The following is a 16,543-nucleotide window of genomic DNA, read 5'->3' on the forward strand; positions in this document are numbered from 1 at the left end:
TTAAAGCAAAAAAAGACAGCAATGAATTTATCCAATCCATTGCCATCCTTACTTCTTATTTAGTTGTCACGGATAACCGTACCAACCTTGCCAGCCAGGGCATCGTCAAGGCCGTTGAGGGAAGTAATGATTGCTTCACGTTCAGGGTGACCTTCAACAAATGACAGGCAGGCTTCAATCTTCGGCAGCATGCTACCAGCAGCAAACTGCTTTTCATCCATGTACTTATGGGCTTCGTCGATCGACAGCGTCTTCAAGGCCTTTTCATCCGGCTTGCCGTAGTTTACGTAAACATAATCTACCGCCGTCAGAATAATCAGCTTGTCGGCGCTGATTTGGTCAGCCAAAAGGGCACTTGACCGGTCCTTGTCAATAACGGCAGGAACACCTTGGAGACCATCATCAGTCATGATAACTGGTACCCCACCGCCACCACCAGCGATAACCAGATCACCGGATTCAATCAGCGTGTTGATACTGTTGAGTTCCATGATCTTCTTCGGTAGTGGTGAAGGAACAACTTGACGGTAACCCCGTCCAGCATCTTCCTTAAAGGTGTAGCCCTTTTCTTTTTCAATCTGCTCAGCTTGTTCCTTCGTGTAGAAATCACCAACTGGTTTGGATGGGTTGTTGAATGCGGGATCCTGTGGATCAACCGCAATCTGCGTAACGATCGTGGCCACATTCTTATTCATCCAACGCTTATGCAGTTCGTTTTGCAGACTTTGTTGTAAGTGGTAACCAATGTAGCCTTGGCTCATGGCACCACATTCTGGAAATGGAAAGGCCGCCGTCTTACCATTTTCCGCTGCAAAATTCATCCCTAGGTTGATTGCACCGACCTGTGGACCGTTACCGTGACTGATAACAACCTGGTTACCAGCATCGATTAAACCGATCAGTGAGGAAGCGGTGTTCTTAACCAACTTTAATTGTTCTTCAGGTGACTTACCAAGGGCATTACCACCCAAGGCAACAACTACTTTAGCCATGTAGCAGTCCTCCCTTGATTAGCCTTGTTCACCTAAGGTTGCAACCATGACAGCCTTGATGGTGTGCATCCGGTTTTCAGCTTCACGGAAGACAACGGAGTGCTTGCTTTCGAAGACTTCGTCAGTAACTTCCATTTCCTTGAGACCGAACTTCTTGTAGATTTCCTTACCAACTTCAGTGTCAAGGTTGTGGAATGCAGGCAGGCAGTGTTCAAAGAGAACGTTAGGGTTTTCAGTAGCCTTCATAACATCCATTGTTACTTGGTAAGGCTTAAGCAGGTTGATCCGCTTTTCCCACATGTCGTCGGATTCACCCATTGATACCCAAACGTCGGCGTAGATAACATCCATGCCCTTAACGCCTTCCTTAACGTCGTTAGAAACAACGATCTTGGCGCCAGTTTCCTTGGCAATAGCGTTTGCCTTGTCCAGAACTTCCTTGGTTGGGTTCAATTCCTTAGGAGTTACAACGTGGTATTCCATACCCATAACAGCAGCACCGAGCATCAGAGCGTTAGAAACGTTGTCTTGACCATCACCAACGAAACCAAACTTGATGTCTTCGTAAGGCTTCTTCAGTACTTCATGAGCAGTTAAGAAGTCAGCCAGAACTTGAGTTGGGTGGTCTTCGTCAGTCAGACCGTTCCAAACTGGAACACCTGAGTACTTAGCAAGAGTTTCAACATTACGTTGTGAGAAACCACGGTATTCAATACCATCGAACATTCCACCAAGAACACGGGCAGTATCCTTAACAGATTCCTTGTGACCAATGTGTGAGCCTGAAGGACCTAAGTAGGTTACGTGTGCACCTTCATCCTTGGCACCAACTTCAAAGGAGCAACGAGTACGAGTGGAGCTCTTTTCAAAGATCAAAGCGATGTTCTTGCCTTCAAGATTCTTGGCTTCAGTACCAGTGTACTTAGCCTTCTTCAAATCTTCAGCTAAGTTGAGCATGTATTCCATTTCACGCTTGTTGAAGTCAGAAAGAGTTAAGAAACTACGATTACGTAAATTAAAAGCCATAATTAATTCCTCCTTGGTTATTACAGTTACTATCATACCGGTATACTTCAAGAAGCTTCGCATAACATCACAAAATCGCAAAAGAAAATTTTCTTTTTTCGGCTCCTCAAGGCCCATTATAACATCAATGGAAGCGGAACCAAGATTTTTATAAAACAAATCCCCTTTCTTAGGGGAAGATGCCTAAGATAAAATTATATCCATTGTGCACGTCCGCACAGAGGTATAAAATATTCTTGAGTTTCAAAAAACTTCATATTACTTCATTGAATTAAGAGGAGCCTAGATCAATGAACTTTTACATCGTCAATGACAACGATAACAGTACGGAATTATTGAAGGATATCATCGAAAACGACTTCAATAACTCAATCGTCGGCATCACTACCAACCCTCAGCAGGCCTACGATGATGCCATGCGGCTCAGCATCGACATCATGTTCGTCGACTTTGCTATGCCGCGGATCGACGGGGTTGAACTAATTCGTCGCATTCAAGACAGCCGCCACTACCCCCACTTCATCATGATGGCCCCGGCAATCGACCCAGCCACCAGAACGCGGGCTTACAAAAGCGGAATTGATTTCTTCTTAGAGAAACCGCTCAACATTGCTGAGGTCAAGACTGTTATTAAACTGGCCAGTCAGAACATCGACATGTCCAAGCGCCTTCTCCAGATCCTCGACCTTGTCAGCGGCGCCGCTACCAATAGCAACACTGTTTCGATTAGCTACAAAGAAAAACAGAAAGAGAACGCCAAATCGATCCTACGCTTTCTTGGTATCACCGCTGGCAACGGTGGTCAGGAGATCATCAGTATTATCAACATGATGATCGAACGTGAACTCGACTTTGAACAAATTAATTTTGAAGAAAGCTACCATTGTGATAAACACGGGAAAAAGATCATCTTCCAGCGGGTTCGGCGCGATATCCGGGCGGGCCTAACCAATCTGGCCCACATGTGCATTGACTATCCAGAAAATGACATTATTTTAGAATATGCCAACAATCTATATGAATACAAAAATGTCCATAACGAAATTGCCTACCTCCAAGGCCAGCGCCAGACCGGTGGTCAAGTTTCGATCAAGCATTTCTTCAACGGTCTGATTCAAGAAAGCAACTAACCTCACACTAAAAAAGGTGTGGTTTAGAAGAGCAGCTATCTCGCTCTTTCAAACCACACCATATTTTTTATTTATCCCAATCGTTACGCAGTTTCATTAATTGATGACTCAAGCCCTTGGTTTGATCATAAACTTGGTGGTAAACCTTATACAATTGATCATACTTGGCAACCATTGCTGGCTGTGGCAGGTAGGCTTTGCCAAAATGAACAAATGCTTTAGCACAGTCTTGAAGAGAATCAAACCAGCCTAGGCCAACAGCGGCCAGCATTGCTGCTCCCAATCCTGGTCCCTGTTCATTCGTTAATGATACAACCTTCTTATTAAAGATATTAGCTTGCAGCTGAAGCCAAAATTCACTCTTGGCCCCACCGCCAATTGCGACAACTGTATCAAAATCTTGACCATGTTGATCATAGATATTTAATATATCCCGAAAACTAAACGTAATTCCTTCGATAACTGCCCGAACAAAATCATACTTATTCTGCATACTATCTACACCAATGAAGCTTCCTCGAACATCGGCATCTGCATAAGGAGTCCGCTCACCAACAACGTACGGTGTAAATACAAGGCCATTAGCCCCTACTGGACGCTGTGCAGCCCGATTAACCATTGTCGTAAAGTCTTCGTCAGCAGCGAATGTATGCTTAAACCAGTTTAGAGAGTGGCCAGCAGCCAAGGTAACCCCCATTGAATAATAAGTATCGGGAATTGCATGGCATTCGTACTGAAGAGCACCATTGTAGTTAACATTTGCATCTGGTTCATACTTTAAGACAACGCCAGAGGTTCCAATACTGCTCATTACCATATTCGGTTGCAGAATTCCTGCACCAACGGCACCACAAGCGTTATCGCCACCACCGCCGAAGACCTTCGTTGTTGTCTTTAATCCTGAAAACATCGAATAGTTGTCATTAATGGTTCCTGCTTCATCAATTGATCGAATTAACGGTGGGCACATCGACATTGGAATGTCAAAAGCATCACAGATTTCCTTACTCCACTGGTTCTTCTTAATATCAAATAACACGGTTCCAGTAGCATCCGAATAATCGATTGCCTGTTTCCCCGTCATCACAAAGCGGACATAATCCTTAGGCAGCAAGAAGCTCTTTGCTTTCGCCCAGATTTCTGGCTGGTTTTCCTTTACCCACAGTAACTTAGGAAGAGTAAATCCTTCAAGGGCACGGTTACCAGTAATTTCAATAAAACGATCACCAAGTGTCTGTTTGATTTCTTCACATTGTTTAGTGGTCCGGGTATCGTTCCACAACATTGCCGGCCGCAAAACATGTCCCTGTTCGTCAAGCAGAACGAGGCCATGCATTTGACCAGAAAAAGAAATTCCCTCAATTTCTGATGCTGCAATCCCGTCACGAAGAATTAGCCGGTCAATTGCAATTGTTGTGGCATACAGCCAATCACGCGGATCCTGCTCACTGTATCCCGGATGTGGCTGGTGAAGCTCATAACCATAGCTCTGTTGGGCAATAATCTGTCCTTGACGATCCATCGCTGAAACCTTAACGGCACTGGTACCAAGGTCAACCCCAATTACGTATTTATTCATTATCACTCAGTTCCTTTCAGAAATAAGGGCCGCGGCAAACCAATTGCCACGACCCTTATTATAGATTATTTGTTATTAATTAGATGGAATTATTAGGGTGTAATTGTATTAACAAACGATCTCCGTTACTTAGCCAAGGTTTCAATCATGTAGTGGTTAATTGTATCCTTGATTTCTTCGAGATGATCAGATTGAGTAGCAGCACGTAATTGTGCTTGTGGAGTATCAATTACCTTAGCTTCAAGGCTCTTGAAGTCTTCCTTGCCATCTTCAATGTCCTTGCCTAAGCCTTCATCCCAGCTTGCGTAACGGGTCTTGAGAATGTCATCGATGAAGCCATCTTCCTTCATAGCTGCAGCAACCCGCAGGCCAGCGGCAAAGCTGTCCATGCCGACAATGTGACCATAGAAGAGATCTTCTGGCTTGAAGGAAGTCCGACGTGGCTTAGCATCGAAGTTCAGACCACCACGAGGTCCAATGCTACCATTTTCAATAACTTCCCACATAGCAGCAGTGGTTTCGTAAAGGTTGGATGGGTATTCATCAATATCCCAACCAATCAGCTTATCACCTTGGTTAGCATCAAGTGAACCAAGCAAGCCAGCTTCACGAGCAACCCGAATCTCGTGTTGATAAGTGTGACCAGCCAAGTTAGCGTGGTTACCTTCAAGGTTCAACTTGAAGTCCTTATCCAAGCCGTATTCCCGCATGAAGTTAATGGTCGTAGCAGCATCAAAATCATATTGATGCGTCGTTGGTTCCTTTGGCTTTGGTTCAAGCAACATTTGAGCATCGAAACCAATTTCGTTAGCGTAATCCTTTGCCATGTGGAAGAACTTGGCAATGTGTGATTGTTCACGCTTCATTTCGGTGTTCCAAAGTGATTCGTAACCTTCACGACCACCCCAGAAGACATAGTTCTCAGAGCCAACCCGCTTACCAATCTCAAGGCTGTGCTTCAATTGTGCACATGCATAAGCATAGATTTCTGCGGATGGAGCTGTACCAGCACCAGACAAGAACCGTGGATTAGTAAAGAGGTTGGAAGTGTTCCAAAGGACCTTCATTCCGGTATCCTTTTGGTATTCAACAATCTTGTCAACAACTTTATCAAGGTTCTTGTTAGTTTCACGAAGAGTGTCGCCTTCTGGAGCAAGGTCACGATCGTGGAAGCAAAGGAAGTTAACCCCAAGCTTCTTGTAAAATTCGAATGCGTAATCAACTTTGGCAAGTGCCCGATCCATTGGGTCAGAGTACTTATCGTATGGACGAATTGCGGTACCATCACCAAATGGGTCAACCAAACGTTGATCAAAGGTGTGCCAGTAAGCAACGGCAAACCGTAACCAGTCCTTCATCTTCTTACCCAAGATTACTTCATCTGGGTTGTAGTATTGATAGAACAAACCAGACTTTAAGCTCTTGTGTGGGCCTTCGTATTTAATGTCCCCAATGTTTTCCCATAAATCAGCCATATCGATAGCCTCCTGAAATCTTTTTAGTTTGTATAAACAACTAACTTACAACTATTACTATACACCTTTTTTTAATTTTGTAAACCCTTTCTTGAATTTTATTTGTAAAACTCTTGAAAGCCCATGAAATAGCCTTTCTTAGCTTCCTTTTCAAGATCTAATTATCCTTTTTTTACTATAAATGACTTTAGTGCTGCTTAATTTTTTAACCCCGATTAAGTCTTTTAACGAAACTATCTTGAAATCATTGGCTTGTAAATATCGAATTAATGGTTCAATTGCGGCAGAATCAGCTGGCTGAAAATCATGCATTAATACCACATCGCCATCTTGAGCAGATTTAATGTTCTCTAATACTTTGTCCTTATCATGATGATCCCAGCTTTTAGTATCAATTGACCATATCACTGCCGGACGGTCCATATAAGATAAGACTTCCTTATTAATTGAACCGTACGGTGGCCTAATTACCACTGGACGTTTTCCCGTAATTGCCTCAATAACTTGATCTGTTTTCTTTAATTCATTCTTGCCTTTTTCAAGCGATACCTTCGTTAAATCAACGTGATGGTAAGTGTGGTTACCAATTGTAAAAAGTGGATCAGCTACCTCTTCCTTTAATAGTTCTGGATACTTTTCGGCATGCTCACCCCAAATCATAAATGCTGCTGGTACATTATATTTTTTTAGGACTTCCAGGATATGTGGTGTTGTTTCCTGCCACGGTCCATCATCAAACGTTAACGAGATTTTCTTCATTACTTATCCCTTCTCTGTATGCTGCATTACACCTTGATTAAGTCAGTACAACAAAGGCCTTCAGTGCCTGGCAAAGCCGAACACTGAAGGCCTATTTGTGCTTGCAAGAGCGTGAAGTCATCAATGACCTCTGCCATGCTCCTTAAATTTAATTAAAATACTTTAATAGCCAACTCCTGGTTGTCAATAAATGCTCCAGCAGTTACCTTCACACCATCGCGATGGTTACCGAAGAAATCAGTATCAAAAGTAATCGGTGTTCCGTCAGGGTTTTCATACTTTTCTTCAGGCTCAAAGGCCATCGCAATTGTGTTAGTCGAAATAACACCATCTGTCTTTTGCGGCAATTCATCAAGCAAGTTGGTCTTTAGATAAAGGCCATCGTCCTTCTTCTCAAGTTTAATTTGAACTTCCTTATCAGACATAACTGCGTCCTTCTCGCTATCACATGGTTGTGCACCATTAAAGTAGATATTACCCTTCGTCCAGATTGGCAGATGGTTGTAATAATGATCACTATTAGGTGCATAGATCCCGCAATAGCCTTCAAACTGTTTCTTCCATTCTTCAAATGTCGGGTATCCATCAAATGGTTTGGTACCAACCGTGAAGTTATAGTCATCCCAGTCATCCGGCTCGTCTTTCTTAAGCTCCGCCAGCTTTTGCATTTCTGGACGCAACTTTTGCTGAATAAAGACGTTGTTATAAAACTTATCATCACCATGTTGAATCGTCATGAAGCCCATTACCTTAGTACCATGGATTTCGTGATAAGGAGTAAACCGATTCGATGGTAGGTTAACGGAATTATTATCAGTTCCTCGACCAGTAGCAGTGAAGCTCCCGGCAATTACATTATGGACAAAGGCAATCCCTTGTGCAGCAAAACGAATAGCCCGTTCTGATAAGAACAAGTTATTATCAATCAACGTCGGACCATGTGAAACTTCAATCCACATATCTTCACCAAGTCCGGACAAAACATCACCAACATTGTCTTTGTCAACGCTAAAGCCTTCTGGCAGACTATTGTGATCAAATACATTTTGGGTAACTCTTGTCCCCTGTGCTTGCCAATCAAGCCATAATCCCCGGGTACAATGGTGAATATGGTTGTGACGATAAACAACATCGATAGCGGCGTGCATCTTGATACCACCAATCTCGGCTCCGGCCAAGTTTTGGCGAACATTGATGTCATGAATATCATTGTCTTCAATCAGTGAGAATACACCACCGAGGTGCCCAACAATCCCGGTTTGACCACAATCATGAATGTGATTATGACGAATAATATGAGAACCTACATGCTCTTTATCCCAGCCCTCATAGGACGCTTGGCAAATAACATCCCGTTCGGTCTGCGTACCATCCTTATACTTCCACTTTAACCACTTATTATCATTATTTGGTTGCAAATACTTACCAAGTGAAATTCCTGAACACTTTGAGTGTGAAACATCACAATACTCAATAATCCAGCCTTTTGACCAGTGCGGACCAATCATACCTTCCTGATAAGCTGTCGGCGGTGCCCACTGAGTAGCCGCTTTGGTAACACCAAAACCAGAAAGAGTAATATAGCTTATCCCTTCAGCCTGTGGATAGAAGCAATTCTCACGGACGTTAATTTCAACGTTTTCTTTATTCGGATTACTTCCCTGGAAGTTAGCATAGATAATTGTTGTATCCTGGTCTTTATTTTGTTCAGTATACCAAGTGTACAAAGTGTTCTCTGGGTACCAAGACTTGTTGTTCTTTACTGGTTTCTTCACCTCATCCAAGGAGTTAACTTCATAAAGAGCCACATCATTTAGATAAACTTCACCTGTGTGGGCAATGATTCGGGCATCGAACCAGTCACCAAGTACACGAGTCGTGTATGGGTTATAATCGCCAAAAATACTGTTGGGGATTTCAACCTGCCATACATCGCCGTCAGTGTTCTCCCAAGTGTCAACCTTTTCAGCTCCTGAGATAACAGCTCCTAGTGGCTTAACAGATTTATAAGTAATCCGGGCATCAGCAGTTCCGGCATGCTTTGGATTAACATTCTCACGATAAGTTCCTGGAGCAACTAATACCGTATCCCCCGGCATTGCAATATCAGCCGCAGCTTGAATAGCCTTAAACGGGTGTTCCTGGGTCCCATCACCATTTACTGGCGCATTAATATCAACATAAATTTTCATGAAGGAATCCCTCTTTCTATATTAATTACTTAGTTTTCACCATTTGCTTTCCGAGTATTTTCAATTTCATGGTTAATCTTGTCAACTTCTGGGTCACTCAATGGGTACTTGCTAATAATCCACATGGCAATTAAGGCAAGAATAATTGGGATCCAAATCATTGAAATAGAAATACCAGTTAATGCGGAATGCGGTTGCGTTGCATTATTACCGTTAAAGTGGCAGAAGGCATTAATATAACCTGGAATAATACCACCAAGAGCTAAACCAATCTTAAAGAACAGCCCCATGATAGAGTTAATAATTCCGGCAACTCGCTTCTTTGAATGCCATTCACCATAGGAAATGACTTCTGGAACCAGTGACCACATGTAACCAGTTGCAGCTGTAATTCCCCACTGCATAATAAAACGACCGATGTAACCAAGCGTAATACTATTCTTAAATGCAGGGAAAGACCAAACCCATAAGATTAATTGGCCGACAATAAAGAGAATTAAGAATAGGTAGAAGAAACCCTTCTTACCAATTTTCTTCCGAATAATTGGCCATAAGAATACTAAGAAAATACCTGGAATAGAACCAATTAGGTTAATTGACGCCATCCATTCAGAGTGACCGATATTATATTGAACAAAGAATGGCCATACAGTATTACCAAAGAACATGAAGGTAAAACCAATTAAGAAAAACCAGCCTAAAATTTGCAACGGCTTATTATCAATTAATTCATTCCATAAATCTGAAAACTTAACTGACGCGGTTTCCTTAGCAGTAGGAAGAACACGTTCCTTAACACCAAAGTAGGTACACAGCAGCATGATAAAACCAATAATCATGTAAATGCTCATAACCTTAAAGTAGGCACCTGCAGCGTGAGGAGAAGCATAGTTACCTAAATTCAGCTTAATACCAAACAGTCCAATATTTTTCAGCTGCTTAGCTGGAGAAGCTAATTGAACAAATAATGGCAAGAAAGTATAAACCAACAAATTACCAATGTTTGCTTCAGTCATCCGAACAGTCGTTAAAGTCGAAACTTCATCGTTGTCACGAGTTAATGAGGCATTTAATGATCCGTATGGAATATTAACAAATGAGTAAATAAGTGCAGTTGCTAAGTAAGAAACAAATGCATAAATTACGTTTCCTCGAACAGCCGGAATTGGCAGGAAAACCAAAGCACAGCAAATAGTCAGCGGAATACCAAAATAAATTAAGAATGGCCGGTACTTACCACCGTGCTTGAAATGACTCTTATCAACTACGGTCCCAACCCATGGGTCCCAGAAAACGTTAATCCACCGAACAATTAGGAAGATTGTAGCCCCAGCAGCCGCCGAAATTCCAAAAACCGTTGTTAAGTAGAACAGCAACATAGAACCGATCGTACCAAAAATTAAGTTTTGTGCTAAATCTCCGGCACCGTAGCAAATTCGCTCACGCCAAGATAGTTTGGCAAATTCATCTACATGTTTAGTAGGTGCTTTATCCATTTTTATCATCCCTTAGAAATATTTTTTGCAAGATAAGAATAGTAAGTTAGTTGTGTAAACAAAGCAACCGCTTCGTTATTTTATTGTATGCGGTTTCAACAATTAAAAACAGATCATAATCTGACGGTTATTTGTCAAATCATGATCTGATATAAGGGCTTGTTTTTGTTAATTACTACTCAAAATATCCCACTTTATTTTTAGAACGTACGGAACGCTTATGGATAACCTGCTTTCGGTACTCTGTTGGCGAATAGCCCGACCACTTCTTAAACTGCTTACTGAAGATCGACATATTAGCTGCACCGGTCATATAGGCAATCTCTTCGATTGAATTTCCAGAGTACTCTAGCAACCGCTGAGCCTTCTTATACTTTTCCTTATCAATAAAGTGCAGTGGCGTAATCCCGTATACCTTCTTAAAAACACGATGACCATAACCATTGCTGATTGCTAGCTCCTTGCAGATATCGCTGAAATTAAAAGACGGATTACTATCATCATTGTTAACCCGATTTTCAATTGCCATCACAATATCACGGCCAACTTTTGCTTCCTTATTGGTATAAGGCATCCCACTATCTTTATAGTCAACCTCTCCCATCAGACGATTAAGATCACGTAAATACTTTAAAAGAGCAATTTCAATATTTACCTGGGTATCAAAATCATTTTGTTGTTTGCAATCACGGCTATATTCAATAATTTTATCCAGCATTTCGTATGATCGCCTGGCCAACGGTGTTTCTGCAGTATATTTATGATTAACCAATAAGCCAATCATCCGTGAACGAATTTGTGTATCCTCAAAATCAAAGTGCAGGCACATATACGTCATCTTAGAAGTTGCACTAGCGTTACGATTAGTATGATAGGTGCCTGGTGCAATAATAATTGCGTCTCCTGGGCTAAGGTCAATTGGTTCATGATCACGGATCTCCGTAATTTGGTGTCCATTAACTATTACCATTAACTCAAAAACCTGATGTTTCTGCTCAAAAAAGGACCAGCTTCCGTTAACAGTATGCTTATGCCCGCCAAACATGTATAGGCCGGATTCAATTGTTGGGATTGAAATAAAACTTTGCATCAGCCCCACCCCCTAAGAATAAATGTAAACACTTTCATGTGTATTGTCCAATTTAAAATTTACTCTTGTTAGTTCTATTTGTAACCATAATTTGTTATTTTATGATCTATGCAATGAAATTCATTTGTCCTTTTATGATTCTCTTTTGTCTAAAATAATAATAAAAGCGCTTTCCAAAATCGGATAAGTATGTTAGATTTAAGATGTTAGTTGGTTAGCAAAACTAACCACGCTTATAAACAACTAGCTTCACTCTGTTTAACCTACACTTGTTTTAATCATTTATGATAAGGAGTAAAAATCATGAAACATAAATTATCCGCAGGGTGGATTTATTTCTTTGCTGCCTTAGGTGGACTGCTATTTGGTTATGATACTGGTTCAATTTCTGGTGCCATTCTCTTTATTGAAAAGCAATTATCATTAAATTCCTGGCAACAAGGTTGTGTCGTATCCGCTGTTCTATTAGGTGCCATCCTTGGGGCCGTTACAATTGGTCCTTTCTCCGATCGCTTTGGTCGGCGGAAGCTACTAATGTTTACTTCTGTGCTATTCTTTATTGGTGCCTTAGGTTCTGGTTTAGCGCCAGAATTCTGGACGCTGATCATTACCCGGATTATCTTAGGTCTTGCTGTCGGTGCTGCCTCAGCCTTAATCCCAACTTACCTTGCTGAATTAGCACCAGTTGCTAAACGTGGGATGATGTCCGGATTGTTCCAATTAATGGTTATGTCCGGGTTACTGCTTGCCTACCTGCTTAACTTCTGGCTACAAGGTCTCTACACTGGTTGGCGGTGGATGCTTGGATTTGCTGCTATCCCAGCTGCAATTCTCTTCTTCGGAGCAATTATCCTTCCAGAATCACCACGTTACCTGGTTCGTAATGACAAAGAAAGCGTTGCTCGTGATGTCTTAATGGCAATGAACAGTAATGACGAGCAAGTTGTTAACAGTGATATTGCTGATATTAAGAAACAGGCATCCATCAAATCTGGCGGTTGGAATGAATTATTTGGCCCAATCGTTCACCCAGCATTAGTTGCTGCTATTGGATTAGCTATTTTCCAACAAGTTATGGGTTGTAACACGGTGCTTTACTACGCTCCGACTATCTTCACTGATGCCGGCTTCGGTGTTCACTTTGCCCTTCTGTCACACATTTGGATTGGTATCTTCAACGTTATCGTTACCGTTATTGGTATTTGGCTAATGAACCGCGTTAGCCGGCGTAAGATGTTAATCGTTGGTGGTTGGTTAATGGCCATCACCCTGTTCATCATGTGCTGGGGACTAATGCACTCCGCTGAATCAAGATTTGCCGCTGATGTTGCCGTTCTTTCAATGGTTGTTTACATCGCTTCCTTCTCTGGTACTTGGGGTCCAATTATGTGGACAATGATCGGTGAAATGTTCCCACTTAACATTCGTGGTTTGGGGAACTCCTTCTCTGCCGGTGTTAATTGGACTGCTAACATGATCGTTTCCTTAACCTTCCCACCACTACTGAGCTTCTTTGGCAAAGGTACGCTGTTCATCGGTTACGGTGTCTTCTGTCTGATAGCCATTTGGTTTGTTCACGCCAAAGTCTTCGAAACCCAAGGCAAGTCCCTTGAGAGTATCGAACAATGGTTACGTGATCAAGCTGCCAAGCGTGCTGCTGCTAAAAAGACAACATCTGACTAATTAAAACCCTAGAGACATAAGGCACAGTTAAAGTGTCTTATGTCTCTTTTTATGTCAAAAAGCAAGGCAAGAAAATTAAACTTTTCTTACCTCGCTTTTAATTTAGTCAACATTCTTAACCTCATTTGGCCAGCGCATTTTGAGCTTATAATGCTCTAAATCAAGGGCTCTATGGATAGCTAATGAGCTAGCACCTAGTAACGATGTCATCCTTGACCCCTCAATCTTTTTAATGGGTGAAAAAGTCCCCATTTCAATTAGCCTAGCCTTAATCCGGTCAAATAACTCTGGAATATCCTCAAACAATGTCGAGTTAAAATAAACTTCTTGCGGCCCAAAAGAAACAACCGCATTATAAGATACCTCTGCTAATAGTTCAATTGCATGATCAAAAATCTGTAGAACCTGATTATCGTAGTGATAAAGCCGGCTTAATTCAGCACCATCAATGTGCTTAAGCCCTTTGACCCTTTTCACTTGATTAATAATCGCATCTTCCGAACACAATGATTCAACCTTCACCAATTCGTTAGAGCCGTCATTTAACCGGTCAGTCATTAGTGCACGACCTATTTCACCCGCCATACCACGGTTACCACGATAAAGACTACCATTTGCAATTACACCAACACCAATTCCGCGATGAATACTAATGGTAATTAAATCCTTAATTTGGTCACTAGCATAGAAGTCATTCTCAAATACTGCGGATAAATTAGCCTCATTTTCAAGGACGACCGGAACCCCAAATTCCTTTTCAAAATACTCTTGAAGGTCTATCCCATCTAATTCTAAAAACGGCGAATCAATCACTTTATTATGATAAACAATTCCGTGAATTGAGAAGCCAATGGCTAGCAATCCATGGCTAGTCTGATCAACTTTTTCCATATGTTTAATCTCATTTTTTATCATCTGCATGATATTTAAGATATCAAAGTGTTCAATGGGCTGACGACTGTACTGAATGATTTCGCCGTTAATATAATTAAACATCGAAGCCATATACGAAGTTCCAATATTAAAGCTGGCGACAAATCCATAGTTTTGGTTCAAACAAATCAAGTTTGGCTTCCGGCCACCACTGCTCGTCGATTCTCCTTGCCGTACTTCTTCAATTAGTCCTAACGCATTTAATTCACTGTAAATTGAGGATACGGTTGACTTATTTAAATTTAATTGTCGTGCAATCTCCGCCCGCGAAGTTTCTTGATTATTAAATAACTGTTGTAAAACTTGCTTTCGATTATTGATCCGCGACAAATTCCGATGGTCAATTGTCATATAAATTATTCCTTACTTTATACAATTAATTAAATTATACATATATTATAACACGATCTTATTTACTATAAACGCAACAGTTGCCATTCCAAATAGCACCATAGAATAATTAATATAACACAGTATATTACCGCAAGCCAAGTCACATACTGCAAAAAATTCCAATGAATAAGTGTTGTTAAAATTTGCAAAACAATGACTAACACCAGCCATACTACTAGGCGTTGCTGAGTATGGCGCTGATTCTTCCGTATTTCTTCTTTTTTCATCTAAATTACCAAAAAGAGTGGGATAAAGGTTACTTTGAACTCTTTATTCCACTCTTATAATACAAAGCATTCTCACTCATACATAAAACTAATAGTAGCTTGCCAATTAATTATTCTTATCCATCTCGGCACGCAACTTATCACCAACTTCTTCATATCCTGGCTTACCTAACAAGCCGAACATGTTAACCTTGTAGGCTTCAACACCCGGCTGGTTGAATGGGTTAATGCCATTCAGGTAGCCAGAGATCCCCATGGCCACTTCAAAGAAGTAGATTAGGTAACCCAGACTGTATTCATCTTCCTCAGGCAGGTGAACCGTCATTACCGGAACGCCACCAGCAGTATGAGCCGCTACTACCGCTTCATAAGCCTTAGTATTGGCAAAATCCATCGTCTTGCCCTCTAGGTACTTTAAGCCATCAAGGTTATCTTCTTCACTTGGAATTTCCACGTCGTAGTTTGGCTTATCCAACTTAACAACCGTCTCCATCAAGAAACGTCGACCCTCTTGGATATACTGCCCCAATGAGTGAAGATCAGTCGTGAAGTTTGCGCTAGATGGGTAGATCCCCTTATGATCTTTTCCTTCTGACTCACCAGCCAGCTGCTTCCACCATTCAGCAAACATCCGCATGTTTGGCTCATAATTCTCCAGAAGTTCCGTCTCGTAACCCTTCCGGTAAAGGATGTTTCGGTAAGCTGCATACTGGTAAGCTGCGTTCTTGGTCAAGTCCGGATCCACAAAGTCTTTTTCAGCTTGCGCTGCCCCAGCCATTAGCTGGTCAATATCAGCGCCGGATGCGGCGATTGGCAACAAACCGACAGCTGACAAAACAGAATAACGACCACCTACACCATCAGGAATCACAAAGGTTTCATACCCATGGGCATCGGCCTCAGTCTTAAGTGCACCCTTGGCCTTATCAGTAGTAGCGTAAATCCGCTTGTTAGCACCTGCCTCACCATATTTGGCAATTAACTTATTCTTGAAAATTCGAAAAGCAATTGAAGGTTCCGTAGTGGTCCCCGACTTAGAAACTACATTGACGGAGAAGTCGTGGTCACCGATCAGCTGCAGCAGATCGTGAACATAGGTTGAACTCAAGGAATTCCCAGCAAAGATCACAAGTGGGTATTTGCGATCCTTGGGACTTTGCGCCTGATAGAAGGTGTTGTGCAAAAAGTCAATTGCCATCTGGGCACCCAAATAAGAGCCACCGATTCCGATAACTACCAAGATGTCTGAGTCAGCTTGGATCTGCTTAGCAGCAGCCTTAATTCGGGCAAACTCATCCCGATCATATTCCGTCGGGAGGTGGAGCCAGTCACGAAAGTCTGCCCCAGCTCCGGTACCATTACGAAGTTCATTGTCAGCCGCATTGACCATTGCTTGCATCTCGCCAAGCTCGTTGGCATTAACAAATTGTTTTAATCCTTGACTATCTAACGAAACGTGCGTCATATTAAATAACTTCTTTCTATAATAATTAACTACAATTTAAGTATACCTAAATGATAGCGAATTCATTATAAACATGCAATGCAAAGTTAAAAAGCCGCAACAA

Annotated in this window: 12 protein-coding genes; 2 read left to right on the forward strand and 10 right to left on the reverse strand. The window is 41.7% G+C overall.

Annotation, left to right across the window (positions count from 1 at the left end; genetic code table 11):
* Positions 1-59: 59 nt before the first annotated feature.
* Together arcC and argF are read right to left on the reverse strand one after the other, a co-directional pair.
* Positions 60-992: a carbamate kinase gene (gene arcC / locus CK797_RS03145; protein ID WP_104688356.1), complete on the reverse strand. Its 933-nt coding sequence runs from the start codon at positions 990-992 to the stop codon at positions 60-62.
* A gap of 18 nt (positions 993-1,010) precedes the next feature.
* Positions 1,011-2,018, reverse strand: a complete 1,008-nt coding sequence (gene argF, locus CK797_RS03150) for an ornithine carbamoyltransferase (protein WP_104688357.1) — start codon at positions 2,016-2,018, stop codon at positions 1,011-1,013.
* Positions 2,019-2,308: 290 nt separating this feature from the next.
* On the opposite strand from argF, the gene CK797_RS03155 reads away from it, so the two are divergent.
* Positions 2,309-3,148, forward strand: coding sequence for a DNA-binding domain-containing protein (locus tag CK797_RS03155; RefSeq protein ID WP_104688358.1), 840 nt, complete (start codon positions 2,309-2,311; stop codon positions 3,146-3,148).
* 67 nt (positions 3,149-3,215) lie between these two features.
* On the opposite strand, the gene xylB is transcribed toward CK797_RS03155, so the two are convergent.
* The 6 genes from xylB to CK797_RS03185 form a co-directional block, all read right to left on the reverse strand.
* Positions 3,216-4,727, reverse strand: a complete 1,512-nt coding sequence (gene xylB / locus CK797_RS03160) for a xylulokinase (RefSeq protein ID WP_104688359.1) — start codon at positions 4,725-4,727, stop codon at positions 3,216-3,218.
* A gap of 125 nt (positions 4,728-4,852) precedes the next feature.
* Complete coding sequence (gene xylA / locus CK797_RS03165; protein ID WP_104688360.1) at positions 4,853-6,202, reverse strand: xylose isomerase; 1,350 nt, start codon at positions 6,200-6,202, stop codon at positions 4,853-4,855.
* A gap of 150 nt (positions 6,203-6,352) precedes the next feature.
* On the reverse strand, positions 6,353-6,961 hold the full coding sequence (locus CK797_RS03170; RefSeq protein ID WP_104688361.1) for a polysaccharide deacetylase family protein: 609 nt from the start codon (positions 6,959-6,961) through the stop codon (positions 6,353-6,355).
* 152 nt (positions 6,962-7,113) lie between these two features.
* Positions 7,114-9,153: a right-handed parallel beta-helix repeat-containing protein gene (locus CK797_RS03175; protein WP_104688362.1), complete on the reverse strand. Its 2,040-nt coding sequence runs from the start codon at positions 9,151-9,153 to the stop codon at positions 7,114-7,116.
* A 29-nt stretch (positions 9,154-9,182) separates the two neighbouring features.
* Positions 9,183-10,649 carry an MFS transporter gene (locus tag CK797_RS03180; protein WP_104688363.1) on the reverse strand — a complete coding sequence of 489 codons (1,467 nt, stop codon included), beginning with the start codon at positions 10,647-10,649 and terminating at the stop codon, positions 9,183-9,185.
* A gap of 175 nt (positions 10,650-10,824) precedes the next feature.
* Positions 10,825-11,739 (reverse strand): AraC family transcriptional regulator, encoded by a 915-nt coding sequence (locus tag CK797_RS03185; protein WP_104688364.1) that lies wholly within the window; start codon positions 11,737-11,739, stop codon positions 10,825-10,827.
* 303 nt (positions 11,740-12,042) lie between these two features.
* Here CK797_RS03185 and CK797_RS03190 point away from each other — a divergent pair, with 303 nt between their 5' ends.
* Positions 12,043-13,422 carry a sugar porter family MFS transporter gene (locus CK797_RS03190; RefSeq protein WP_104688365.1) on the forward strand — a complete coding sequence of 460 codons (1,380 nt, stop codon included), beginning with the start codon at positions 12,043-12,045 and terminating at the stop codon, positions 13,420-13,422.
* Positions 13,423-13,524: 102 nt separating this feature from the next.
* Here CK797_RS03190 and CK797_RS03195 read toward each other — a convergent pair whose 3' ends face one another.
* Positions 13,525-14,706 (reverse strand): ROK family transcriptional regulator, encoded by a 1,182-nt coding sequence (locus tag CK797_RS03195; protein WP_104688366.1) that lies wholly within the window; start codon positions 14,704-14,706, stop codon positions 13,525-13,527.
* Positions 14,707-15,081: 375 nt separating this feature from the next.
* Positions 15,082-16,440 carry a glucose-6-phosphate isomerase gene (locus CK797_RS03205; protein WP_104688368.1) on the reverse strand — a complete coding sequence of 453 codons (1,359 nt, stop codon included), beginning with the start codon at positions 16,438-16,440 and terminating at the stop codon, positions 15,082-15,084.
* Between the last annotated feature and the right edge of the window lie 103 nt (positions 16,441-16,543).

This window comes from Limosilactobacillus pontis (assembly GCF_002940945.1).
Taxonomy (GTDB): domain Bacteria; phylum Bacillota; class Bacilli; order Lactobacillales; family Lactobacillaceae; genus Limosilactobacillus; species Limosilactobacillus pontis_A.

What these genes read in the sequence shown, in the direction of transcription:
- arcC (WP_104688356.1), bottom strand. Translation starts at nt 992, where the DNA reads ATGGCTAAAGTAGTTGTTGCCTTGGGTGGTAATGCCCTTGGTAAGTCA.
- argF (WP_104688357.1), bottom strand. Translation starts at nt 2,018, where the DNA reads ATGGCTTTTAATTTACGTAATCGTAGTTTCTTAACTCTTTCTGACTTC.
- CK797_RS03155 (WP_104688358.1), top strand. Translation starts at nt 2,309, where the DNA reads ATGAACTTTTACATCGTCAATGACAACGATAACAGTACGGAATTATTG.
- xylB (WP_104688359.1), bottom strand. Translation starts at nt 4,727, where the DNA reads ATGAATAAATACGTAATTGGGGTTGACCTTGGTACCAGTGCCGTTAAG.
- xylA (WP_104688360.1), bottom strand. Translation starts at nt 6,202, where the DNA reads ATGGCTGATTTATGGGAAAACATTGGGGACATTAAATACGAAGGCCCA.
- CK797_RS03170 (WP_104688361.1), bottom strand. Translation starts at nt 6,961, where the DNA reads ATGAAGAAAATCTCGTTAACGTTTGATGATGGACCGTGGCAGGAAACA.
- CK797_RS03175 (WP_104688362.1), bottom strand. Translation starts at nt 9,153, where the DNA reads ATGAAAATTTATGTTGATATTAATGCGCCAGTAAATGGTGATGGGACC.
- CK797_RS03180 (WP_104688363.1), bottom strand. Translation starts at nt 10,649, where the DNA reads ATGGATAAAGCACCTACTAAACATGTAGATGAATTTGCCAAACTATCT.
- CK797_RS03185 (WP_104688364.1), bottom strand. Translation starts at nt 11,739, where the DNA reads ATGCAAAGTTTTATTTCAATCCCAACAATTGAATCCGGCCTATACATG.
- CK797_RS03190 (WP_104688365.1), top strand. Translation starts at nt 12,043, where the DNA reads ATGAAACATAAATTATCCGCAGGGTGGATTTATTTCTTTGCTGCCTTA.
- CK797_RS03195 (WP_104688366.1), bottom strand. Translation starts at nt 14,706, where the DNA reads ATGACAATTGACCATCGGAATTTGTCGCGGATCAATAATCGAAAGCAA.
- CK797_RS03205 (WP_104688368.1), bottom strand. Translation starts at nt 16,440, where the DNA reads ATGACGCACGTTTCGTTAGATAGTCAAGGATTAAAACAATTTGTTAAT.